Origin of the sequence: Pseudotabrizicola formosa (assembly GCF_002900965.1) — a bacterium.
GTDB lineage: Bacteria > Pseudomonadota > Alphaproteobacteria > Rhodobacterales > Rhodobacteraceae > Pseudotabrizicola > Pseudotabrizicola formosa.
In genome coordinates this window covers 213726-236932 of sequence record NZ_PJOM01000002.1, presented here as the reverse complement: position 1 = coordinate 236932, position 23207 = coordinate 213726, and the positions used below count along the sequence as shown (strand labels likewise).

At 66.2% G+C, this 23207-nt stretch carries 16 protein-coding genes; 11 read left to right on the top strand and 5 right to left on the bottom strand.

Annotation, left to right across the window (positions count from 1 at the left end):
* Nucleotides 1-251 precede the first annotated feature (251 nt).
* Genes CXR43_RS05205 through CXR43_RS05195 form a run of 3 tightly spaced genes read left to right on the top strand, consistent with a single transcriptional unit; the run spans nucleotide 252 to nucleotide 6598 of the window.
* Nucleotides 252-1616, top strand: a complete 1365-nt coding sequence (locus CXR43_RS05205) for an oligosaccharide flippase family protein (protein WP_246831287.1) — start codon at nucleotides 252-254, stop codon at nucleotides 1614-1616.
* Nucleotides 1613-5539 carry a non-ribosomal peptide synthetase gene (locus CXR43_RS05200; protein WP_103333011.1) on the top strand — a complete coding sequence of 1309 codons (3927 nt, stop codon included), beginning with the start codon at nucleotides 1613-1615 and terminating at the stop codon, nucleotides 5537-5539. The genes CXR43_RS05205 and CXR43_RS05200 overlap by 4 nt, the downstream gene beginning before the upstream one ends.
* 24 nt (nucleotides 5540-5563) lie before the next feature.
* Nucleotides 5564-6598 carry an aldose epimerase family protein gene (locus CXR43_RS05195; protein WP_103333010.1) on the top strand — a complete coding sequence of 345 codons (1035 nt, stop codon included), beginning with the start codon at nucleotides 5564-5566 and terminating at the stop codon, nucleotides 6596-6598.
* A 160-nt stretch (nucleotides 6599-6758) separates the two neighbouring features.
* Here CXR43_RS05195 and CXR43_RS05190 read toward each other — a convergent pair whose 3' ends face one another.
* The gene (locus CXR43_RS05190) at nucleotides 6759-8138 is read right to left on the bottom strand and encodes a bifunctional enoyl-CoA hydratase/phosphate acetyltransferase (RefSeq protein WP_103333009.1); all 1380 of its coding nucleotides are present in this window, start codon (nucleotides 8136-8138) and stop codon (nucleotides 6759-6761) included.
* A gap of 124 nt (nucleotides 8139-8262) precedes the next feature.
* Complete coding sequence (gene katG / locus CXR43_RS05185; protein WP_103333008.1) at nucleotides 8263-10434, bottom strand: catalase/peroxidase HPI; 2172 nt, start codon at nucleotides 10432-10434, stop codon at nucleotides 8263-8265.
* 156 nt (nucleotides 10435-10590) lie between these two features.
* Here katG and CXR43_RS05180 point away from each other — a divergent pair, with 156 nt between their 5' ends.
* The 3 genes from CXR43_RS05180 (at nucleotide 10591) to CXR43_RS05170 (ending at nucleotide 13246) form a co-directional block, all read left to right on the top strand.
* A complete protein-coding gene (locus CXR43_RS05180; protein WP_103333007.1) occupies nucleotides 10591-11499 on the top strand; it encodes a hydrogen peroxide-inducible genes activator in 909 nt (302 codons plus the stop codon).
* Between the two features lie 40 nt (nucleotides 11500-11539).
* Nucleotides 11540-12226, top strand: a complete 687-nt coding sequence (locus CXR43_RS05175; protein WP_103333006.1) for a hypothetical protein — start codon at nucleotides 11540-11542, stop codon at nucleotides 12224-12226.
* Between the two features lie 96 nt (nucleotides 12227-12322).
* Nucleotides 12323-13246: a DMT family transporter gene (locus CXR43_RS05170; protein ID WP_103334032.1), complete on the top strand. Its 924-nt coding sequence runs from the start codon at nucleotides 12323-12325 to the stop codon at nucleotides 13244-13246.
* Here the strand turns inward: CXR43_RS05170 and CXR43_RS05165 are convergent.
* Nucleotides 13192-13875: a thiamine diphosphokinase gene (locus CXR43_RS05165; RefSeq protein WP_103334031.1), complete on the bottom strand. Its 684-nt coding sequence runs from the start codon at nucleotides 13873-13875 to the stop codon at nucleotides 13192-13194. The two genes, CXR43_RS05170 and CXR43_RS05165, sit on opposite strands and share 55 nt — an antisense overlap.
* 144 nt (nucleotides 13876-14019) lie before the next feature.
* On the opposite strand from CXR43_RS05165, the gene CXR43_RS05160 reads away from it, so the two are divergent.
* Nucleotides 14020-16461: a hypothetical protein gene (locus CXR43_RS05160; protein ID WP_168219751.1), complete on the top strand. Its 2442-nt coding sequence runs from the start codon at nucleotides 14020-14022 to the stop codon at nucleotides 16459-16461.
* Between the two features lie 74 nt (nucleotides 16462-16535).
* Here CXR43_RS05160 and CXR43_RS05155 read toward each other — a convergent pair whose 3' ends face one another.
* Together CXR43_RS05155 and CXR43_RS05150 are read right to left on the bottom strand one after the other, a co-directional pair.
* Nucleotides 16536-16778: a DUF2842 domain-containing protein gene (locus CXR43_RS05155; protein WP_103333004.1), complete on the bottom strand. Its 243-nt coding sequence runs from the start codon at nucleotides 16776-16778 to the stop codon at nucleotides 16536-16538.
* Between the two features lie 29 nt (nucleotides 16779-16807).
* Entirely contained in the window at nucleotides 16808-18100 is a 1293-nt protein-coding gene (locus CXR43_RS05150; protein WP_103333003.1) for an adenylosuccinate synthase, read from the bottom strand.
* Nucleotides 18101-18312: 212 nt separating this feature from the next.
* Here CXR43_RS05150 and secG point away from each other — a divergent pair, with 212 nt between their 5' ends.
* From secG to CXR43_RS05130, 4 genes are all read left to right on the top strand, one after another.
* Nucleotides 18313-18672, top strand: a complete 360-nt coding sequence (gene secG / locus CXR43_RS05145; protein WP_103333002.1) for a preprotein translocase subunit SecG — start codon at nucleotides 18313-18315, stop codon at nucleotides 18670-18672.
* A 159-nt stretch (nucleotides 18673-18831) separates the two neighbouring features.
* On the top strand, nucleotides 18832-20475 hold the full coding sequence (gene pyrG, locus CXR43_RS05140) for a CTP synthase (protein WP_103333001.1): 1644 nt from the start codon (nucleotides 18832-18834) through the stop codon (nucleotides 20473-20475).
* A gap of 357 nt (nucleotides 20476-20832) precedes the next feature.
* Nucleotides 20833-21900, top strand: a complete 1068-nt coding sequence (locus CXR43_RS05135; protein WP_103333000.1) for a LacI family DNA-binding transcriptional regulator — start codon at nucleotides 20833-20835, stop codon at nucleotides 21898-21900.
* Complete coding sequence (locus CXR43_RS05130) at nucleotides 21897-23162, top strand: ABC transporter substrate-binding protein (RefSeq protein ID WP_246831286.1); 1266 nt, start codon at nucleotides 21897-21899, stop codon at nucleotides 23160-23162. The genes CXR43_RS05135 and CXR43_RS05130 overlap by 4 nt, the downstream gene beginning before the upstream one ends.
* Nucleotides 23163-23207 lie beyond the last annotated feature (45 nt).

The following is a 23207-nucleotide window of genomic DNA, read 5'->3' as shown; positions in this document are numbered from 1 at the left end:
GTGTCCGGGGAGCCAAGCCTGCCGGGCGGTGCCGCGATCCGGCTTGGCAATGGCGCGGAGCCTGCGTGACCCAAGGCAGATGGGCAAGCGCCCACCCCCCGTAAGGCCGCATCCGGCAAAACACCGTTGCCAAATCAGGGGCTTGAAGCCCCGGGCTGGTTTGGGGCAGGTTAACGAAATTGAGTGTGGTCGCCGGGGGGCGGGCCGCCGCCAGACATTTGCGCAAGGTTTGCACTGTGATGAGCCCGGTCATGACACGGTTCCGCGGCGACGGACTCTCTGCGCGTGCATTGCGCAGCTCTACCTGGACAGCCCTGGGCTATGGCGGCAGTCAGGCGCTGCGGCTGGTGTCGAACCTGATCCTGACGCGGCTGCTGTTTCCCGAAGCCTTTGGTCTGATGGCGCTGGTTTCGGTGTTCATTGTCGGGCTGACGATGTTTTCCGACATGGGCACGCATCCTGCCATTCTGCAGCATCGGCGCGGCGATGATCCGGCCTTTCTGAACACCGCCTATACCATTCAGGTCGTGCGCGGGGCTGTTCTGTGGCTGGCCTCGGCGGCGATTGCCTGGCCTGCGGCGCAGTTCTACGGACAGCCGGAGCTTGCCTTGATCCTGCCGGTGGCCGGGTTCTCGCTGCTGTTGCATGGCTTGGAGCCTGCGCGGGTGGACAGCGCGGCGCGGCATTTGCGGCTGGGGCGGTTGACGGCGCTGGACCTGATGTCGCAAGCGGTCGGGCTGGTGGTCATGGTGGGGCTGGCCTGGGCCACAGAGTCGGTCTGGGCGCTGGTGGCGGGGTGGATCGTGTCATCCGGCGCGCGGCTGGCGCTGGTGCGCTTTGCGCTGCCCGGCCCCCAAAGCCGGTTGTCCTGGGAGCCTGCGGCAGCGCGGGATCTTTTGCATTTCGGGTTCTGGCTGTTTTTGTCCACCGCCTGCGGGTTTCTGGTGGCGCAAGGCGACAAGGCGATCCTGGGCAAATACCTGACGCTGGAGCAGCTGGGGCTGTACAATATCGGGTTCTTTCTGGCGTCTTTTCCGATGCTTCTTGGCCAGACCATCGGCGGGCGCATCCTGATACCGCTGTACCGTGAACGCCCGCCCGGAACATCGGCGGGGAATTTTGCGCGGTTGCGCCAGCTGCGTTTCGGGCTGACTTCGGTGACGCTGGGCCTGCTGACGGCGATGGCCTTTGGCGGCGAGTGGATTGTGGGCCTGCTCTATGATCCGCGCTATGCGACGGCGGGGGCCATCGTGGTGCTGATCGCGGTGGTGCAGATTCCATCGGTGATCGGCATGACCTATGATCAGGCGGCCTTGGCGGCGGGGGACAGCCGGGCCTATTTCCTGCTGACGGCGGCGCGGGCGCTGTTTCTGGTCTGCGGGCTGATCATCGGGGCAGAATGGCTGGGTCTGGTGGGCGCGCTGCTGGGGCAGGCCTTTGCCGCGCTGGCGGTGTATCCGTTGCTGATCTGGCTGGCGCGGCGGCACGGGGCCTGGGACGCGCTTCATGACCTGACCTTCCTGCTGCTGGGCCTGCTGATCGCGGCGGGGGCCATCGGGGTGGACCATGTGGCGATTGCCGACCTGCTGACGCAGTTCCGGGGGGGCACGCCATGACCCGCGCCCCGCTGCCCGACCCCGCACCGATGGACCATGCGCTGACACCGCTGCAACTGGGCATGGTCTATGAAAGCGTGCTGGCGGGGCGGCCATGGGTCAATCTGGAACAGGTCGTGGTGCATCTGGACGACGAGGTGGTGGACCCCGCCGCCCTGCGTGCGGCCTGGACCCAGGTGTCGGCCCGGCACGAGGCGTTGCGGCTGTCAATTTTGTGGCGCAAGCGCGTGGCCCCGGTGCAGGTGCTGCGCGACCGCATCGAGGTGTCGCTGACGGTTGAGGACTGGTCTGCGCTGCCCGAGCGGCGGCGGGCAGGGATGCTGCATCAGTTTCTGGAAGCCGACCGCGCGGCGGGGGTCGATCTGGAGGCGGCGCCCTCCTGGCGGGTGCTGCTGGCGCAGCTAGGGCCGCGACAGGCGGTGATGGTCTGGACCGTGCATCACGCCCTGATCGACGGGCGCAGCATGGCCATCGTACTGGACGAGGTGTTTGCCGCGGTGAAGGGCCGCCCCTTGCCCCCTGCCCCGGCGGTCGGATTTCTGGCCTATGCCAAAGCGCTTGCCGCACAGGACACGCAGGCATCGGAAGCGTTTTTTGGCGCCTATCTGCAGGGGTTTGATCATCCCAATCCGTTGACCGAAGAGGGGGGCGACAGTGGCCTGGCGCGCAAGCGCGTGCTGGAGCGACGCCTGGATACAGCGCTGACAACGGCACTTGTGGCGCGGGCCGGGGCGGCGGGGGCGACGCTGGCCACGGTGGTGCACGCGGCCTGGGGGATGGTCGTGGCGCGCTGGACCGGTCAGGGCACGGCGGTGTTCGGGGCCACGCGCGCCGGCCGCCATATCGTGCCGGGCACGGCCCGCAGTGTGGGCTGCCTGATCAACACCCTGCCGATGAAGGTGCAGATCAGCCCGTCGCACAAGGTGGATGACTTCTTGGCAGCGTTGCGGGCGGAGTCGCTCTTGCTGCGCGGCCATGAGCATGCCGCGCTGACCGATATCCGGCGGTGGTGCGGCTTGCCCGGCACCGAGCAAATGTTCGGGTCGATGGTGATGTTCGAACGCGCCACCCTGAGCGAAACCATGCGGCACCTGGGGCCGGACTGGGCGCGCCGGCGGGTGGAGTTGCGCGAAGAAGGTGCCCTGCCCCTGACACTGTCGGCCTATGGCGATGCGGGCCTGCTGTTGCTGCTGGAATACGACCCGGCGGTGGTCGCGGACAGCAAGGCACAGGCGATGCTGGACCATATGGCCCGGCTGCTGGAGGCCTTTGCGGCGGCAGGGCCGGAAACGCCGCTGGCCGGTTTGCAGATGCTGTCGCCCGCGGAAGAGGCGGCGCTGATGGCTCTGGCGCGGCCCGACCGTAAGTTGGCCCCGGATGACCCCTGCGTTGCCTTGCGCTTTGCCCAAACGGCACGGCAGCGCGGCAGAGCCTCGGCCCTGCGGCTGGCGGGGCAGCACGCTGTTCTGGATTATCTGACGCTGAACGCCCGGGTGGAGGATCTGGCCGGACGGCTGGCGCAGGCCGGCGCCGGACCGGGGCAGGTTGTCGCGATCTGCCTGACGCGCGGGCCGGATTTCATCATTGCCATGCTGGCGGTGCTGCGGGCGGGGGCGGCCTTTCTGCCGCTTGACCCTTCCTATCCCGAGGGTCTGATCACCCATATGCTGCAAGACAGCGGCACGCGCCTGATGATCGCGCAGCCGCAGGCGGGGGCAGCCTATGGCGCTGTACAGGTGCTGACCCCGGAGGCCCCCGAGGGGCAGGCACCGCCGCCCGATTTTCTGCCGCCCGATCCGGACCGACTGGCCTATGTGATCTATACCTCGGGCTCGACCGGGGTGCCCAAAGGGGTGAAGGTGCCGATGCGCGCCCTGTCGGCCCATGCCAGCGCCATGATCGCCGCCTTTGGCCTGACCCAGTCGGACCATGTCTTGCAATTCGCCAGCCTGTCCTTTGATGTGTCGATCGAAGAGATCATTCCCACCCTGCTGGCCGGGGCCAAGCTGATCCTGCGCACCGAGGCGATGGCGGGGTCGGTCCGGGTGTTTCTGGAAGAGGTGGCGCGCTGCGACATCACCGTGCTGAACCTGCCCACCGCCTTCTGGCATGTTCTGGTCGACGAGATGGCGCGCGACGGGCTGCACCTGCCGCCCACGGTGCGGCTGGTGATCGTCGGCGGCGAGCAGATCAGCCCGCGCGCCCTGGCCACCTGGCAGCGGATCACGCGCGGGGCGCGCTGGATGAATGGCTACGGGCCAACCGAGGCAACGATCACCTGCACGCTGCATGAGCCGGGGCCGGTGACGGCAGGTGAGGATATTCCGATCGGCCGCCCGACAGCGCATGCACGCGCCTATGTGCTGGCCCCGGACGGGTCACTCGCCCCGCCCACGGCAGCGGGGGAGTTGTGGATCGGCGGGCCTGCGGTCAGCGATGGCTATATCGGCCACGCGGCGCAGACTGACGAGGCTTTCGGGCCGGACCGCTTTCTGGGCCTGGGGCGGATCTACCGCACCGGCGATATGGCGCGCTGGCGGCCAGACGGGGCGCTGGCCTTTCTGGGGCGGCGCGACCGGCAGGTCAAGCTGCGCGGCTTCCGCATCGACCTGCGCCATGTCGAACGGGCGCTGGAGCGCGAGGCCAGCGTGGGCCGGGCGCTGGCGCAGGTGCTGGGTGCGGGCACGCCCGGCGCGCGGCTGGTGGCCTGGGTGGCGGCCGCGGACGGGCAGCCGCTGCCAGACCCGGTCGCGCTGCGCATGGCAGTGGCCGGACATCTGCCGCCGCATATGGTGCCGGTGATTGTGCCGGTGGCCGATTTTCCGCGCACCCCGGGTGGCAAGATCGACACTGCGGCCCTGCCGGTGCCCGATGCGGCGCAAGCGGCCAGCGTGGTGCCAAGTGACGACCCGGTCACGCGCCAGATTGCCGAGCTGATGGCGCAGACCCTGGGGGTGGAGGCGGTCGGGCCGGAGGATGACTTTCACGATCTGGGGGGCCATTCGCTGCTGGCGGTGCAGCTGATCGGCCGGATCGAGGCGGCGCTTGGGCACCGGCTGGGCGTGGCCGACCTGCACCGCCGGCCGACCCCGCGCGCGCTTGCCCAGGCGCTGACTGCGGCGCAGTCGGGACCGCGCTATATCATCCCGATCCAGCCGAGCGGCAGCCTGCCGCCGCTGTTTGGGGTGCATGTGCTGGGCCGCAACGAAGAACATTTCCGCCCCCTGGCGCAGGCCCTGGGGCCGGATCAACCGGTGTTCGGGCTGACGGTCGGCTTGCTGGCTCCGGATACGCCGATGGGCGTTCAGGAAACCGCACGCGCCTATGCCGAGGAAATCATGAAGACATTTCCCCAAGGCCCCATCAGTCTGGCGGCGGTGTCGCTTGCCAGCTATGTCGCCTATGACCTGGCACAGCAGCTGATCAGCGCCGGGCGCGAGGTGCGGGTGATCGCGATGTTCGACAGCGCCGGCCCGGGCGGCAGGACGCGGCTTTCGGGCCGGGCGCGGCTGGGGGTGCATCTGCGCCAATTGCTGCGGCGCGGGCCATTGCATCTGGCGGGGATTGTCGCAAACCGCTGGGCGGATGCGGTCTACCGGGTCAAGAAACTGCGGCTGAAACGTCAGCCCCCGGACAAGGCCGCGCCGATGTCGGTGGACCGGTTCATGGTGGCAGCCGAGCTTGCGGTGCAGGCCTATGAGGTCACGCCGATCACCCGGCCGCTGACAATCTTCCGGGCCGAAGGCAACATCTTCGACAGCCCCGAAAGCACGCAGGACGGGCTTGGCTGGGCCGCTGTTGCGGCATCTGGCTTTGAAGTGATTGACGTGCCGGGCGATCACCTGTCAATCCTGCAACCGCCGAATGTGGCGGTGCTGGCGCATCATCTGTCACGGCTGATGGCAGATCTGCCCGAGGCATGAGCGGATGGAGTTTGGGGGAACGGGATGACGGTGCACCCTTTTGGGCAGGTGAACGGTGTCGAGGTCGGGGCCGTGATGCTGGGCCGCGCGGGCGGCGTGCAGGCGCAGGTGACGCCTTATGGCGCGCGGCTGGTGGCGCTTTGGGTGCCGGACCGCGCCGGTGTCTGCGCCGATATCGTGCTGGGGCATGGTGATGCGGCGGGCTATGCCGCGACCAAGGCCTTTCTGGGCGCGACCTGCGGACGCTATGCCAACCGCATCGCGGGCGGACGCTTCGTGCTGGACGGGCGCGTGGTGCAGCTGGACCAGAATGAGGGGGACACCCATCTGCATGGGGGGCGCGCGGGGTTTGACCGCAAGATCTGGGAGATCACCGAGGTCACGGAGCGGTCTGTCAGCATGGTGGCGGTTTCAGAGGATGGCGAGATGGGCTATCCGGGGCGGCTGGCGATGCAGGTGCGCTATTGGCTGGACGATGCCGAACGGTTGTGGATCGAGATGACGGCGGATACCGATGCGCCGACGGTGGTGAACATGGTGAACCACAGCTATTTCAACATGGCCGGGTCGGGGTCGATCATGGGCCAGCAGTTGCGGCTGGGGGCCAGGCAATACACGCCGGTGGATGATGCGCTGATCCCGACCGGAGAGATTCTGGCGGTGGCGCAGACAGCCTTTGATTTCAGTGCCTTGCGCGAGATCGGGGCAGATTTGCCTTCGGAGCTTGGGTTTGACCACAACCTGTGCCTGACCGGGCCGCTGGAGCCGAAATGGGGCGAGGCGCTGCGGTTCTGCGCCGAAGCGCTGGATGCAGGATCGGGCCGGCGGATGGAGGTCTGGACCAATGAACCGGGGGTGCAGTTCTATACCGGAGCCTTTCTGGCAGGCGGGTTGCCGGGCAAGGACGGTGCACCGATTGCGCCCTTTACCGGCTTTACGCTGGAGACCCAGCGCTTTCCCGACAGTCCGAACCGGCCCCAGTTCCCCTCGGCGCGGCTGGAGCCGGGGCAGCGCTACCGGCATCTGATGGCGTTTGAGTTTACGCCAGAGGCGGGGTGAACCCCGCCCTACCCCGGAGTGGCCGCACCCGGATGCGGCAGCGTCTGTTTTGCGTCTGGCGCGGGTCTGGTTTGCGTATGGCAAAGGTCATGACGTTGGTGCGCAGGGTACAGGCGGGCGTTCGGCACCACGCGCCGATCAGGGCGGGGAGACCCCCGCCCTACGCCTTGCCCGCAAAATGGTGCAGCGCCGCCACCGCGCAGGAGGCCAGCCGGGCCATCGGACTGTCGGAGCGGGAGTTCAGGATGACGGGCACGCGGGCGCCCAGCACCAGCCCCGCACCTTCGGCATGGCTGATATAGGCCAGCTGTTTGGCCAGCATATTGCCCGCATCGATCCCCGGCACCACGAGGATATTGGCGCGGCCCGCCACCCCGCCGGTCAGCCCCTTGGTGCGGGCGGCGCCCATGTCCACCGCATTGTCCATGGCGAGCGGGCCCTCGACCTGACCACCCTTGATCTGACCACGCTCGGCCATCTTGGACAAGAGCGCCGCGTCGATCGAGGACTGGATTGCCGGGTTGATGGTTTCCACCGCCGACAGCACGCCGACGCGCGGGTCGATGCCCAGCGCGCGCGCGAGATTGATGGCATTCTGGATGATGTCGACCTTTGTCATCAGGTCGGGGGCGATGTTGATGGCGGCGTCGGTGACCATCACCGGCTCTGGCAGGCCGGGCACGTCCATCAGGAAGACATGGGTGAACTTGCGCCCCAAGCGCAGGCCAAGGTCGCGGTCGACCATGGGGCGCAAGAGGTCATCCGTATGCAGATGGCCTTTCATCACCGCCAAGGCGCGGCCTTCGTGCACCAGCCGGCAGGCTATGGCGGCGGCGGCGGTATCGTCGCCGGGCACGTCGATCACCTCGACCCCGGAGAGGTCGGCGCCGAGCGCGCGGGCGGCGGCGTGGATGGCCTCGGCATGGCCGATCAGGATGGGCGTGATGATGCCTTGGGTGGCGGCCAGCAGCGCGCCGCCAAGGGAATTGTCATCATCGGGGCAGACCACGGCGGTGGGCAGCGCGGGCAAGGGCCGGGCGCGGTCGATCAGCGCGTCGAAATGGCGGTGGCGCTGCACGATCAGGCCGGGGATGTGCAGATTGTCGCGGTCGAACCGGACTTTCGGGGCCAGCACCGTGGCCTCTCCGGTCAGGATCAGGGCGGCGTCGGCGGGGCGGGTGACTTCGGTTTTCAGCCGCACGGTGCCATCCGGCTGCTTGTCCAGCACGGTGACCTGACACAGCAGGTCATCCCCCGCATGGGCGGGCGCGTGAAACCGCAGGGTCTGGCTGCGCAACTGGGTGCCCGGACCGGGCAGATGGGTGCCCAGCACGGCGGAGACCAGCGAGGCAATGAACATGCCCGCCGCCATCTGTTCGGGCTGGCCATCGCCATCCAGATCGCCATTGGGCAGGTTCATCGGGTTGTAATTGCCCGAGGACGCCGCAAAGACATAGAGATCATCCGGCGTGATCAGGCGGCGCAGCTGTGCCGTCTCGCCGGGGGAAAGCTCGTCAAAGGTGCGATTGACCAGACGCATGCGGCGGACTCCTTGCCGAGAGTGTAGGGCGCTTGCGTGACAGTCCTTGCAGCCATCGGCAAGAAAAAAGCCCCCCGCAAGCGGATACCTGCGGGGGGCCGGGGGTCAGAAGCCTGTTTTCAGATCAGGCCAGATCGAAACGGTCGGCGTTCATCACCTTGACCCAGGCGTCGACAAAGTCGTGCACGAATTTTTCGGCATTGTCGTCCTGGGCATAGACTTCGGCATAGGCACGCAGCATCGAGTTCGAGCCGAACACCAGATCCGCACGGGTGGCGGTGAACTTGACCTCACCGGTCTTGCGGTCGGTGATGTGATAGAGGTTGTTGCCCGCCGGTTTCCACTTCCACGCCATATCGGTCAGGTGGACGAAGAAATCGGTGGTCAGTGCGCCGACGCGGTCGGTGAAGACGCCATGCGCGGTGCCGCCATGGTTGGTGCCGATCACCCGCATGCCGCCCAGAAGGCAGGTCATTTCCGAAGCGGTCAGGCCCATCAGCTGGGCGCGGTCGAGCAAAAGCTCTTCCGGGCTGACGACATAGTCCTTCTTTTGCCAGTTTCGGAAGCCATCGGCGACCGGTTCCAGCACGTCGAACGAGGCCGCATCGGTCTGCTCGGCCGTTGCATCGCCGCGGCCGGGGGCGAAGGGCACGGTGACGTCATAGCCAGCCGCTTTGGCCGCCTGTTCGACACCATAAGACCCGGCCAGCACGATCACATCGGCAAGGCTGGCACCGGTCTCGGCGGCGATGGGTTCCAGCACCGACAGGACACGCGCCAGACGGGCAGGCTCGTTGCCTTCCCAGTCCTTTTGCGGAGCAAGGCGGATGCGGGCGCCATTGGCCCCGCCGCGCAGGTCCGAGCCGCGGAAGGTGCGGGCGGAATCCCATGCGGTGCTGACCATGTCGGACACCGACAGGCCGGAGGCTGCGATCTTGGCCTTCACCGCCGCCACGTCATAGCCCGTATTGCCTGCGGGGACCGGATCTTGCCAGATCAGGTCTTCCTGCGGGGCGTCGGGGCCGATGTAGCGGGTGCGCGGGCCAAGGTCGCGGTGGGTCAGCTTGAACCAGGCGCGGGCGAACACGTCCGAGAAATAGGCGTGGTCGGCGGCAAAGCGTTCGCAGATCGCGCGGTAGATCGGATCAACCTTCATCGCCATATCGGCATCGGTCATGATCGGCATCACGCGGATGCTTGGATCTTCCACGTCAACCGGCATGTCCTCTTCGCGGATGTTGATCGGCATCCACTGGTTGGCACCGGCGGGGGATTTGCGCAGTTCCCATTCATAGCCGAACAGCAGGTCGAAATAGCCGTTGTCCCATTTGGTCGGATGCGTGGTCCATGCGCCCTCGATGCCGGAGGTGACGGTGTTGCGCCCCACGCCCCGGCTGGTGTTGTTCATCCAGCCCAGACCGCCTTCGACAATATCGGCGCCTTCGGGGGCGGCCTGAAGGGCACCGGCGTCGCCATTGCCATGGGTCTTGCCCACGGTGTGGCCGCCTGCGGTGAGGGCGGCGGTTTCTTCGTCATCCATCGCCATGCGGGCAAAGGTTTCGCGCACATGAAGCGCGGTCAGCGCCGGATCAGGCACGCCGTTGACGCCTTCGGGGTTCACATAGATCAGGCCCATCTGCACGGCGGCGAGCGGGTTTTCCATGGTGGCGGGGTTTTTCACATCTTCATAACGGGTGTCAGACGGCGCCAGCCATTCCTTTTCCGCGCCCCAATAGATGTCTTTTTCGGGGTGCCAGACATCTTCGCGGCCAAAGCTGAAGCCATAGGTCTTCAGACCCATCGACTCGTAGGCGATGGTGCCGGCCAGGATGATCAGATCGGCCCAGGAAATGCGGTTGCCGTATTTCTTCTTGATCGGCCAGAGCAGGCGGCGGGCTTTATCAAGGTTGGCGTTGTCGGGCCACGAATTCAGCGGCGCAAAGCGGATGGTGCCGGTGCCGCCACCGCCCCGGCCATCGGCCAGACGGTAGGTGCCGGCGGAATGCCAGGCCAGACGGATCATCAAGCCGCCGTAATGGCCCCAGTCGGCAGGCCACCAGTCCTGAGAATCGGTCATCAGAGCGTGGACATCGGCCTTGAGCGCGGCCACGTCGAGCTTTTTCACCTCTTCGCGGTAATCGAAGCCCTTGAGCGGATTATACTTTGTGTCATGCTGGTGCAGGATGTCGAGGTTGAGCGATTTTGGCCACCACTCGGTGACGGTCGCCGCCGTGGTGGTCAAAGACCCGTGCATCACCGGGCATTTGCCGCCCGATTTGATATCGTTTCCATCCATGTCGCTTCTCCGCTTTTGTGTCGCTGGCACAGCCGGATCGCCGCGCTGCGGGACGAATCGCCCTGCAACCCAGACCCTTGCTGATTAGAATCTCTCTAACATGCGGGTTCCATAATTAGAATTTGCATTTTCTAATCAACCTTATATGTTTTTCTTATGAAGGCTTTGTCGATGAAACATCTGCGCTATTTCGACGCCCTGTCGCAGCACGGCCATTTCGGCCGCGCCGCCGAGGCTTGCGCGATTTCGCAGCCCGCGCTGTCGATCCAGATGAAAGAGCTGGAGGAGCTGCTGGGCACGGCGCTGATCGAGCGCGGGCCGCGCCAGATCAGCCTGACGCCGCTTGGCACCGAATTTGCGCTGCGGGTGCGTGCGATCCTGCAGGCGGTGGAAGAGCTGGGCGATCTGGCGCGGGCGTCCTTTGGCCCGCTGACTGGGCGGCTGCGGATCGGGGTGATCCCGACGGTGGCCCCCTATCTGCTGCCCCGGATCATGACCGATCTGACGGCGCGCTATCCCGCGCTGGACCTGCGCCCGCGGGAGGCGATCACGCAGCGGCTGGTCGAGGATCTGATCGACGGGCGGCTGGATGCGGCACTGGTGGCGCTGCCGGTGTCGGAACCGGGGCTGGTCGAATACGCCCTGTTTGAGGAAGAGTTCATTCTGGTCCGTCCGCAAGCCGATGCGGACAAGCCGGTGCCCAACCCAGAAACCCTGCGCGAGATGCGGCTGTTGCTGCTGGAGGAAGGCCATTGCTTTCGGGAACAGGCGATTTCGTTCTGCAAGCTGGGCTCGGCGCTGCCGCGTGATCTGATGGAGGGCAGTTCGCTGACCACCTTGGTGCAGATGGTGGGTGCAGGGATTGGCGTCACGCTGATCCCGCAGATGGCGGTGGCGGTGGAAACCCGGCTGGCCCCGGTGTCGGTGGCGCGGCTGCCCAAGCCCCGCCCCACGCGCAGCATCGGGCTGGTCTGGCGCAAGACCAACCCGCTGGGAAGCCAGCTGGCACAGATTGCCGACGTGATCCGGCGCAGCGGCACGGCGGAGGACGCGGCGCTGCCCTGAGACGGCTCGACGCGCGGGGCGGGCGCGCTAGACTTGGCGCATGTTCATCATCACCCCGAAAACCATTCCGAACCGCGCCGCCCTGGAGTTCCGCCAGATTCCGCGCCGCTTTCTGGGGCGCAGCTTTGTCTGGCCCCGGGGCGGCGGCTGGCGGCTGAAGGCGCGGGTGGTGTTCGAGCTCGAATTGCTGCGCTACCTGACAGCCTTGGCCCCCTTTGCCGGGATGGCGCTGATCTGGCGGTCTTCGGCGCTGGCGATTGCGCAGGCCCCGGCCCTGATGGTGCTGGTGATCTATGTGGTGGAGATGCGGTTCCTGCGACTCGGCCCCGCGGCCCGCGCCGGGCTGCTGGATGAGGCCACGCGGGACCGGCTGGCCGACCTTCTGGCGGTGCGGGCGCGGGCGATCCTGACCCGCATCGGGGCGGGGCGGCGTTTGACCACCGGCACATTGTTTCTTGTGGTGGAACAATCCGAACTGGCCCGGGTGGCCCCGCTGACCTTTGTCACGGTGCAAAGCGACGGGGATGGCGGTGGCGGCGGGCCCGAGATTGTGGACCTGACCGAGGCGGAACAGGCGCTGATCCACGGCACCTTGTTCGCACCGCCCCTGACCGAGGCCGCCATGCAGAAGCTGACCTTGATGCGCAAGGATACGGTCAGCGTGACCGGGCTTGAGATGCGCGCCATTCCCGCCCATGACCGGATGGCGGCGCTGACGGGGTTTTAGGTCTGACACCCCGGCCTGCCGCCCCGGCGCGAAATCCCCCGCGATGATGTCGCTTTTGTCATGGACGGGCGGGGGCAGGCACGCTAGCCCATGGGGATGACCCGCCACCCCGACCGTATCCTTCCCGGCGTTGTGCTGATGCTGGCCTTTTGCGTGCTGGCCCCCTTGCTGGATGTCTCCGCCAAGCTGGCGGCGGCCACCATCCCGGTGGGGCAGATCGTGACGGCACGCTTTGTGGTGCAGGGCGCGCTGATGGCCCCCATCATCCTGGCCATGGGCCTGGCCTTGCGTCTGACTCCGCGGGCCTTTGGGCTGATCTGCCTGCGGGCGGTGTTCCTGATCCTGTCGACCTTCAGCTTTGTCGCCGCGATTTCGGTGATGCCGGTGGCCGATGCGCTGGCGATTGCCTTTGTGGAGCCGTTCATCCTGTTGATACTGGGCCGGCTTTTGTTCGGAGACGAGGTCGGGCCGCGCCGGATTGCCGCGTCTTGCGTGGGTTTTGCCGGGGCACTTCTGGTGATCCAGCCGTCGCTGGCGGCCTTTGGCTATGTGGCGCTCTGGCCGCTGGGGACGGCGTTTTTCTTTGCCTTCTACATGCTGTCGACGCGGCAGGTGGCGGGGTTCATGCATCCGGTGGCGATGCAGTTCCACACCTCATGGACCGGTTTGCTGATGTGCCTGCCGGTGATGGTTCTGGCCGATGGCAGCGGCTGGTGGCAGCTGGACCCGGTGATGCCGCAGGGCAATGCCTGGCTGTGGCTGTTCGGCGTCGGCTTCTGGGCGGCGCTGAGCCATATGTGCATGACCTATGCGCTGAAATTCGCGCCATCGGCCACATTGGCCCCGCTGCATTATCTGGAGATTGTGGCAGCGGTGGCGCTTGGCTACTGGATCTTTGGCGATTTCCCCAATGTGCTGACCTGGGCGGGGATCGTGGTGATCACCGGGTCGGGGCTGTATATCATCTACCGCGAACGGCTGTCGGCGCGCGCGCTGTCGGTCAGGGCCGCCAAGGCCTGATCCAGCCGGCCGCGCGGCAGGATGCACAGCATGCCCGGCCCCGACAGATCAAGGCTGACCGGCCCGGTGCTGACCCGGTTCGAGGTGCCGACCCGCGTGTCGGGCGCAAACTCCAGCCCATCAATCGGCCAGTCCAGCCCGGTGCTGGTGCCGGTGACCCTGGCCAGCGGATAGAGGCTGAACCGGTCGCCCCGGCGCAGGGCAAGGCGCAGCCGATCTGGCGCGTGAAACACCACATCCTGCGGGCCAAGCAGGATACAGGGGCGCCGCTGGCGGACCAGCGTGGTCAGCACGGCCAGCCCATGATCCACCCGCGCGCCGATGAAGCCAAGCGCGATCACGAAGGGCGCGTCAAGCGAGCGCAGCGCCTTGTCGAAATCGGTGGTGTCTTGTTCCGCGATCGGGTGCAGCCGGTCCGCCAGCACAAGACGAGCCGAGTCGGACAGGGAGTCCATGTCGCCGATCACCGCCTGTGGCGGCACGCCATGGGCCAGACAGCGATCTGCCCCCCCGTCGGCCGCCACAATCACCGGGGCCCTTTGCTGCGACATTCGAAACAATGCGGCAGAAACAGGTGCACCGCCCACAAGCGTGATCCCGCCTGAAGATTGCACTATAACGGGATTCATGCGGATACTGTCTTTCAAATTGCGGCGAAACACCGGGATGCGTGCCACAATCAATCCTTTAAAACACCCTGATCTGTCCATGGATTCGAACAAGTGCAGGGTGAAAAAGACATGTCGAGATGTGCAAGAGGCGGATGTCTTATGATGGGTGCGAGTAAAATCCTTACGGTTTCTTACGGAACCTTCTCTTGCACATTGGAAGGGTTTGAAGACCCGTTCAATACGATGAAGGCGATTGCAGAGTATTTCCGCGATCTGGCCGCCGGGGATCGGTATTTCGGGGCCGAGCCGCCGCAGCCGGATGCCGCCATGCTGCACAAGATTGCCGAACGGGAAATCCAGCGCCGGGTGGAGGCGAAGGTGCAGGAGAATGGCGTCATCCTGCGCGCCGAGGAGGCTGGCACTGCCGCAGCCCCCGCACCCTTTGCAAATGGCGCGCCTGCCGCGCCTCAGCCCGCGCCGGAGCCTGTGGTTGAAATGCCCGCGCGGGGCATCGCCCCTGTGCCGCGCCCCGCGCCGACGCTGACGGCTGTCGAAGAGGACGCGCCGGCCGGTGCAGATCCGGCGGCCGATACGGTTGCGGAAAAACTGTCCCGTTTGCGCAAGGCCGCCGCCGAAGGGCGTGAGAGCGCGGCTGTGGTCACGCTGGCGGCAGCGCTCCCGCTGTCACAAGAGGCCTATACCGAAGATCAGCACGCCGAGGTGCCGCGGGCCGATCTGGTGGCTTTTGAGGATCTTTTGCCCGAAGCGGCGCAGGAGGAGGCGGCTGACCTGCCAGAATACCTGCTGCCCGAAGCGCAGGGCCTTGAGGCCGATCAGGCACCGGAGGATCTGCCGCTTGCCCCCGCCAGCGCACCCCTTGCCGCGGATCAGGACGGGGCTTGGGCGGAGGACGATGACCTTGCCGATCTGATGGCGCTGGATGCGGTGGAGGGTTTGCCGGAGGATGCGCCGGCGGCGCTGACCCAGGCTGCCAATGATCTGCCCGATGACGCGTCTGAGGTCGCCGATGATGGCGCAGATGACGACGCCCTGCTGGCCAGCCTGCGTGCCGCAGAGACTGCGCTGCCCGAGGCGGCGACCCAAGGCGCAGCGGATGGGGTGGGCCCGTCCACCCTGGCAGAGGCCGAGGCGGATGAGGCCTTGCTTGCCAGCCTTGGCGGCTTGATCGAGACGCAAGCGGCAGAGGCCAGCGCGCCGCCACCCCCAGATTCGGGGGCCGACATCCGCCTGAGCCTTGCGGACAGCGCGCCTGTCGCCACCGACGACATCTCTGACGATGATGCAGAGGCCGATGCCGGGCTGGAAGCGGCAGTGTTTGCAGCCGCGCCGGTGGCAGAGCAGACCTCCGGGCCAGAGCTTGACGAGGAGGCCGACGACGCCCTGTTGCAACCCCTGTCTGAGCTGAGCGATGACATGGCGACGGCAGAGATGGCCGAGGCCGAGGCGCCGAAGGCGACCGGGGCGGAGGCTGCGCCGCAGAGCGCAGAAGATGCAGCGGAGGCCGACGCTGTGAGCCCCGGCGCGGTCCGCCCGATCCGTCCGGTGCGCCCGCTGCGGCCCGCGGCCGTGACGCGCCCGGCGCTGCCCGAGCTTGCAGCAGAGCAGGACGATGAGGCCGGGTCATTCAGCCCGCAGTCCCAGGAAAAACTGCAGCGTGCCCGGGCCCGCGTGATCAAGATCCGCCGCAAGGATGCATCTGTGGCGGGCCCTGCCGCGCCTGCCCCTGCCCCTGCCCGCGCCACCCTGTCACAGGAGGCCGAAGCCGCCCTGACGGCCGAGCTTGCCGCGCTGGAGCAGGAGCCGGATGGTGAGCCCCCTGTCACCGGCCCGACCGCTGCGGCGGCAAACGGCCATCACCTAGACCGCCCCGCCGAAGAAGTGGCGGTCAGCCGTCTGATGGCCGAGGCCAGCAACCAGATGGAAGTGCCCGATACCAAGCGGCGCCGGTCGGCCATTGCCCATCTGAAAGCTGCCGTCGCCGCCACCATTGCCGAACGGCGTGCCACCGGCAGCACCTTGGCCGAGAATGGCCGCGCCCGCATGGGGGCCTACCGCGAGGATCTGGCCAAGGTCATGCGCCCCGCTGCCAGCGCGCCTGCGCCGCAGGGCGAGCGTCCGGCCCCGCTGGTGCTGGTGTCGGCACAGCGGATCGACCGGCCAGCGGAGGTGTCGCGCGCGCCCGGGGGGGCCACGGTTGTTCCGGTGCGGCCACGCCGGCCGATGTCTTCGGCAGCGCTTGCCATCGAGGCCGAGGCAGAGGAGGACTATGAAGACGCCGGCAATCTGTTTGAGGCCGAGAGCGGCTTTCCCGAATTTGCCGACCGGCTTGGCGCGACCGACCTGCCAGAGCTGCTGGAAGCGGCGGCTGCCTATATTGCCTGTGTCGAAGGGCTGGACAGTTTCACCCGCCCGCAGCTGATGCGCCACATCGGCACGGCCACGGACAGTGTGTCGCGGGAAGACGGGCTGCGCAGCTTTGGCATCCTGCTGCGCGAAGGCGTGATCGAACGCAGCCGCCGCGGCCAGTTTGCCATCAGCGATGCGTCGCCGCTTCTGGCGCAGGCCCGCAAGATCGCCGGCTGACGGCGCAGGCCACCGGCAAGACCACACAAGCGGGCTGCATCCGGTGCAGCCCGCTTGTCTGTTTCACAACCGATTCAGTCGCGCCGGTCGTCTTGCGGTGGGGCGGCATCGGGGTCTGGCTGCCCCACGCCCATGAACACCGGGCGCAGCGGCAAGATCCACAGCATCCCAAGCCCGACATAGATGCCAAGCTCGACCAGAATGGAGGGGCGGTCCATCCAGTTGACCAGACTGACCGCCACCACGACATAGGCGGGCAGGCCCACCAGCAGAACCAGCAAAGACAACCGCCGCCGTGCCTTGTAACTCAGTGCCATGCCATCCTCATCCGGTTCAGAGCCGCCCGTCAGTCTGCGAAGGGATCGGTCACCAGAATGGTGTCATCCCGCTCGGGCGAGGTAGAGAGTAGCGCGACCGGGCACTGGATCAATTCCTCGATCCGCCGCACGTATTTGATTGCGGCACCGGGGAGCTGCGCCCAAGACCGTGCCCCGGCGGTCGACTCGGACCAGCCTTCCATTTCTTCATAGATCGGGGTGCAGCGCGCCTGCTGATCGGCGGCGGTCGGCAGATAATCGAGCCGTGTGCCGTCAAGATCATAGCCGACACAGATCTTCAGCGTCTTGAACCCGTCAAGCACATCGAGCTTGGTCAGCGCGATGCCAGAGACGCCGGAGGTGGCGCAGGTCTGGCGGACCAGGACCGCATCGAACCAGCCACAGCGGCGCTTGCGCCCGGTGACGGTGCCGAATTCATGGCCGCGCTCGCCCAGACGTTCGCCGTCGGCATCAAACAGTTCCGCCGGGAACGGGCCTTCGCCGACGCGGGTGGTATAGGCCTTGACGATGCCCAGCACGAAATCGATGGCGGTGGGGCCAAGGCCCACGCCGGTGGCCGCCTGCCCCGCAATCACGTTGGACGAGGTGACAAAGGGATAGGTGCCGAAGTCGATGTCCAGAAGGGCGCCCTGTGCGCCCTCAAACAGGATGCGCTTTCCGGCGCGGCGCGACTCGTTCATCACCTTCCAGACCGGGGCGGCATAGGGCAGCACCTGCGGCGCAATCTCGTGCAGAAGGGCAATCAGGGCGGCGCGGTCCACCGGCTCCATCCCCAGACCACGGCGCAGGGCGTCGTGATGGGCCAGCAAGCGGTCCACCCGCAGCTCCAGCGTGGCCGCATCGGCCAGATCGGCCACGCGGATGGCGCGACGACCCACTTTATCCTCATAGGCGGGGCCAATGCCGCGCCCGGTGGTGCCGATCTTGGCCACCCCGACCGAGCCTTCGCGGGCGCGGTCCAGCTCGCCATGCAGCGGCAGGATCAGCGGCGCATTCTCGGCCACCAGCAGGTTTTCGGGCGAGATATCGACGCCCTGATCGCGCAGCTTGGCGATTTCCGTCACCAGATGCCAGGGGTCGAGCACCACGCCATTGCCGATGACGCTCAGCTTGCCGCCGCGCACGATGCCCGAGGGCAGCAAGGACAGCTTGTAGACCTTGCCATCAATGACCAGCGTATGGCCCGCATTGTGCCCGCCCTGAAAGCGCGCGACGATGTCGGCGCGTTCGGACAGCCAGTCCACAATCTTGCCCTTGCCCTCGTCGCCCCATTGGGCGCCCACGACAACCACATTGGCCATGCTGATCTCCTCGGTTCCAAAACCGTCTGTGCTATAGACGGAAGGCCCGCGCAGGGAAACAGGGAAATGCCCATGCCTGGGTGGGCGGAGCATTTTCAGCCAGCCTCGCCGCAGGAGGGGGCGGCATCGGGCGTTCCGCCTGCACCGACCGTCAAGGGGTTGCGCGCCGCCCCCCATCAGCCTAGATAGGCGCGTCAGCTTCGGGAACGCCCATGGAAAACGTCATTCTTGCCATCCACCTTGTCCTCGCCCTCCTGTTGGTGGGCGTGGTCCTGCTGCAAAGGTCCGAAGGTGGCGGCCTTGGCATGGGTGGTGGCGGCGGTGGCGCGATGTCGGGCCGGGCTGCGGCAACCGCGCTTGGCAAGGTGACCTGGATTCTGGCCATTCTGTTCATCTGCACCTCGATCACCCTGACGGTGCTGGCCGCGCGACAGGCGGGATCGAATTCGGTGGTGGATCAGATCGGTGCGCCTTCGGCGCGGCCTGATGTGCCGGTGGTCCCAAGCGGCAGTGACCTGCTGCCCCCTGCCCCGACCGATGCGCCGCTGGCCCCGCCCCGCGCCGACAACTGATACCACCATCTCTTGTCGCAGGCCGACCTGACAAAACAGCATCTAGCGGTGCTGTTGCAAAGGACTGTTGGCTAGGATAAGGCTTTGGTCCCGTGGTGCTGCGATTCCCATTCATCGAATCGCAACGAATTACAGCGAAGAACAACACGGGGGCCGCACATGGCACGCTATATTTTCATCACTGGCGGCGTTGTGTCATCGCTTGGCAAGGGTCTGGCATCTGCCGCGCTTGGGGCGCTGTTGCAGGCGCGGGGCTACACGGTGCGCCTGCGCAAGCTGGACCCCTATCTGAACGTCGATCCCGGAACGATGTCACCGTTTGAACATGGTGAGGTGTTTGTCACCGATGACGGGGCCGAAACCGATCTGGACCTTGGCCATTACGAACGGTTTACCGGCGTGCATGCCCGGGCGACCGACTCGATTTCCTCGGGCCGGATCTATTCCAACGTGCTGGAGAAGGAACGGCGCGGCGATTATCTGGGCAAGACCATTCAGGTCATTCCCCATGTCACCAATGAGATCAAGGATTTCCTGCGCATCGGCGCGGATGAGGTGGATTTCATGCTGTGCGAGATCGGCGGCACGGTCGGCGATATCGAAGGGCTGCCGTTCTTTGAAGCCATCCGCCAGTTCATTCATGAACGGCCCAGAGGCCAGTCGATCCTGATGCACCTGACGCTGCTGCCCTATCTGGCGGCCAGCGGCGAGTTGAAGACCAAGCCGACGCAGCATTCGGTCAAGGAATTGCAGAGCATCGGTCTGGCCCCCGATGTGCTGGTCTGCCGGTCGGAACACCCGATTCCCGACAAGGAGCGCGAAAAGATTGCGCTGTTCTGCAACGTGCGCAAAGAGCATGTGATCCCGGCCTATGACCTGAAAACGATCTACGAGGCCCCGCTGGCCTATCACCGGGCCGGGCTTGATCAGGCGGTGCTGGATGCGTTCGGCATTTCGCCCGCGCCCAAGCCGAACCTGACCCGCTGGGAAGATGTGATGGACCGGCTGACCAATGCCGAAGGCATGGTGCGGGTGGCGATTGTCGGCAAGTATACCCAGCTGGAAGACGCCTATAAGTCGATTGCCGAGGCGCTGACCCATGGCGGCATGGCGAACCGCACGCGGGTCAAGGCGGAATGGATCGACGCCGAGATCTTCGAGCATGAGGACCCCGCCCCCTATTTGCAGGATTTCCACGCCATTCTGGTGCCGGGCGGCTTTGGCGAGCGGGGGACCGAAGGCAAGATCAAGGCGGCGCAATTCGCGCGCGAGCGCAAGATTCCCTATCTGGGCATCTGTCTTGGCATGCAGATGGCGGTGATTGAATCGGCGCGCAATCTGGCGGGCCTGCCCAATGCCGGATCAGAAGAATTCGACCATGAGGCCAAGGCGAAGCGCTTTACCCCGGTGGTGTATCATCTGAAGGAATGGGTGCAGGGCAACCATACGGTGCGGCGCAAGGCGGATGATGCCAAGGGCGGCACCATGCGGCTGGGGGCCTATACCGCCAATCTGAAGGTCGGCAGCCGCGTGGCCGAGGTCTATGGTGGCACGGTGATCGAGGAACGGCACCGCCACCGCTATGAGGTTGACGTCAAGTATCGGGAGCAGCTGGAAGCCTGTGGCCTGACCTTTTCGGGCATGTCACCCGATGGCAAGCTGCCCGAGATCGTCGAGGTCAAAGACCATCCGTGGTTTATCGGGGTCCAGTTCCACCCGGAGCTGAAGTCAAAGCCCTTCTCCCCCCATCCGCTGTTCGCCGATTTTGTGCGCGCCGCCAAAGAGGTGGAGCGGCTGGTTTAAAGCCGCCGTTCTGGCACGAGGGCTTTTGCTCGGGTGCAGCGGATGATCTTGTCTTGCATCAAAGGGTCTGGCCGGGCGGCATGAGCCCGGCGGTTGCCTGACAGGTTCCCGCGGCGACATAGCCCGCTGCTGCCCGCCTTGCCCTATGACGTGCCGGCGCGGCCGCCATCCCCCGCCCCGGGACAGGGGCGGGCCTGTCGGCACAAGCGCCCTTCAATATCCCCCCCCGCGCACCGGCCCTTTTCGGAGGGCCTTCCCTTGCCGTTTCATTGGCCAAAAAAATCTTGCGCAAACGTTTGCGCAGACGCGATTCTGCTGCTAGACTTTCTGCGATAAGCAACTGGGAGGGGGCTTGGCATGGCGACGATCAAGGATATCGCGCGGGCGTTGGGGCTGTCGGCCTCGACCGTGTCGCGTGCCTTGGCCGGACATGCGCGTATCCCCGAAGCCACCCGGGCGCGGGTTCAGGCGTCCGCCGAAGAGTTGGGGTATGCGCCCAACCGCGCGGCGCAGTCGCTGGTGGGCGGGCGCAGTTCGGGCTTTGCCGGGCTGGTGCTGACCGACCCCGGCTATGGCCGCGAAGACAGTTATCTGGGCGATTACATTCAGGGTCTGGGGCAAGGTCTGGCCGAAGGCGGTGTAGACATGTTTCTGGCGGCAATCCCGCAAGGCCAGTCAGAGCTGTCGGTGATCCGCAATATCGTGACCTCACGCCGGGCCGACGGGTTGGTTCTGGGCCGCACGTCGGAGGTGGACCCGCGCGTCGATTATCTGATGTCGACGGGCTTTCCTTTTGTCACACACGGGCGGGTGCTGTCCGACGCCTTCTCCTATAACTGGGTCGACACCGATGGCACGGCGGCTTTTGGCGCAGCGTTTGATCTGCTCTATGCGCTGGGACACCGGCGCTTTGCCTTGCTGACGATTGATGAGCCGATGACCTTTCGCCATCACCGGACCCAAGGTGTCGTGCAGGCGATAGAGCGTCGGGCCGATCCGGAGGTGACGCTGACCTATGCCACCGCGCCGCGCTACGACCCGGCCCGGCGGCAGCAGGTGGTTCAGGATCTGCTGCTGCGGAGGCCACGGCCCACGGCGGTGATCGCCTTGTTCGACTCGCTGGCGCTGACGGTGTTGCAGGTGGCGGAAAGCCTGTCGCTGTCGGTGCCCGATGATCTGAGCGTCACCGGTTATGACAACATCAGCTCGGCGGCCATGGCACGGCCCGGGCTGACCACCTTTGACAGTGACACCTATTCTTCTGCGCGCGAGACCGGCCGGATGCTGATCGCGCGGATCAAGGAGCCGGACGCGGAGTGCCGCTCCTTGCTGATCCCGCCAAAGCTGGTGCTGCGCGCCAGCCACGGGCCGGCTCCGGCGCACAGGACGACCACAAGAACGATGCAACAGGGAGGACGACCATGAAAACGCTTACGAAATGGCGCATGACGGCGATGGCTGCAACGGTATCGGCACTGGCGGGCCCGGTGGTGGCCGAACCGCTGTTCTGGTCCACACAGGCCAAGCCGATCGAGGAAAGCCAGAAGATGCGCGATGACGTGTTGGCAAGCTTTCCCGGTGGGGTGGATTACCAGCCCTCGGACGAAGGCCCGTGGCTGACACGGATGCAGGCCGAGCTGCAGGCCGGGTCCGGCACGATTGCGGTGCTGGGGGGGCTGCACGGGGATCTGTCGTCGCTGGGCGCGGATCTGGTGGATCTGTCGGGCATTGATGCGGCGGCGGTGGGTCCGGCCATGATGGAGCTGGGCGCATTGGGCACGGATGAGCAGAAGTATATCCCGTGGATGCAGGCGACCTATCTGATGGTGGCCAACCGAAAGGCGCTGGAGTTCCTGCCCGAAGGTGCCGATATCAACGCGTTGAGCTATGATCAGCTGATCGACTGGGCCCGGGCCACGGCCGAGGCGACGGGCGGGCCGAAGTTCGGCTTTCCCGCCGGGCCGCAGGGGTTGAAGCACCGGTTCTTTCAGGGCTTCCTGCTGCCTGCCTATACCGGATCGACGGTGACGGAGTTCCGGTCGGACGCGGCGGTGACGGCCTGGGAAACCTTCCGCGACTTGTGGCAGTACACCAATCCGGCGGCGACCAATTACGGCTTCATGCAGGAACAGCTGGTGACAGAAGAGGTCTGGATCGCCTTTGACCATGTGGCGCGGATCGCCGATGCGTTCAACCAGCGGCCTGATGATTTCGTGGCCTTCCCGGCGCCGGCAGGCCCCAAGGGGCGCGCCTTCATGCCGGTTGTTGCAGGCATTGCGGTGCCGCGCACCGCGCCGGATATGGAGCAGTCGATGGCGCTGGTCGCGCATATGATGAAGCCCGAAACCCAGATCGCCACGCTGCGCGCCACCAATTTCTTTCCGGTGATCGCGACGGAATTGCCCGATGACATGCCGGCTTCGGTCAAGGCGTCGGGTCCGGCCATCGCGGCGATGACGGGTGCGCCCGATGCGCTGCCCGCGCTGCTGCCGATGGGGTTGGGCGACAAGGGCGGCCAGTTCAACCAGGTCTACAACGACACCTTTGAGCGCATCATCCTTGCAGGGCAGGATATTCCGACCGTGCTGGACGAACAGGCCGAGGTGCTGCGCGCGCTGATGGTCGAGGCGAATGCCCCGTGCTGGGCCCCGGATGCGGCCTCGGACGGCCCCTGCCCGGTAAACTGAGCCTGTCGGGGCGCGGCTGTGGCTGCGCCCCACCTAGTCCACCTG

Coding starts and splice junctions, on each gene's coding strand:
- CXR43_RS05205 (WP_246831287.1), top strand. CDS start 252: ATGACACGGTTCCGCGGCGACGGACTCTCTGCGCGTGCATTGCGCAGC.
- CXR43_RS05200 (WP_103333011.1), top strand. CDS start 1,613: ATGACCCGCGCCCCGCTGCCCGACCCCGCACCGATGGACCATGCGCTG.
- CXR43_RS05195 (WP_103333010.1), top strand. CDS start 5,564: ATGACGGTGCACCCTTTTGGGCAGGTGAACGGTGTCGAGGTCGGGGCC.
- CXR43_RS05190 (WP_103333009.1), bottom strand. CDS start 8,138: ATGCGTCTGGTCAATCGCACCTTTGACGAGCTTTCCCCCGGCGAGACG.
- katG (WP_103333008.1), bottom strand. CDS start 10,434: ATGGATGGAAACGATATCAAATCGGGCGGCAAATGCCCGGTGATGCAC.
- CXR43_RS05180 (WP_103333007.1), top strand. CDS start 10,591: ATGAAGGCTTTGTCGATGAAACATCTGCGCTATTTCGACGCCCTGTCG.
- CXR43_RS05175 (WP_103333006.1), top strand. CDS start 11,540: ATGTTCATCATCACCCCGAAAACCATTCCGAACCGCGCCGCCCTGGAG.
- CXR43_RS05170 (WP_103334032.1), top strand. CDS start 12,323: ATGACCCGCCACCCCGACCGTATCCTTCCCGGCGTTGTGCTGATGCTG.
- CXR43_RS05165 (WP_103334031.1), bottom strand. CDS start 13,875: ATGAATCCCGTTATAGTGCAATCTTCAGGCGGGATCACGCTTGTGGGC.
- CXR43_RS05160 (WP_168219751.1), top strand. CDS start 14,020: ATGGGTGCGAGTAAAATCCTTACGGTTTCTTACGGAACCTTCTCTTGC.
- CXR43_RS05155 (WP_103333004.1), bottom strand. CDS start 16,778: ATGGCACTGAGTTACAAGGCACGGCGGCGGTTGTCTTTGCTGGTTCTG.
- CXR43_RS05150 (WP_103333003.1), bottom strand. CDS start 18,100: ATGGCCAATGTGGTTGTCGTGGGCGCCCAATGGGGCGACGAGGGCAAG.
- secG (WP_103333002.1), top strand. CDS start 18,313: ATGGAAAACGTCATTCTTGCCATCCACCTTGTCCTCGCCCTCCTGTTG.
- pyrG (WP_103333001.1), top strand. CDS start 18,832: ATGGCACGCTATATTTTCATCACTGGCGGCGTTGTGTCATCGCTTGGC.
- CXR43_RS05135 (WP_103333000.1), top strand. CDS start 20,833: ATGGCGACGATCAAGGATATCGCGCGGGCGTTGGGGCTGTCGGCCTCG.
- CXR43_RS05130 (WP_246831286.1), top strand. CDS start 21,897: ATGAAAACGCTTACGAAATGGCGCATGACGGCGATGGCTGCAACGGTA.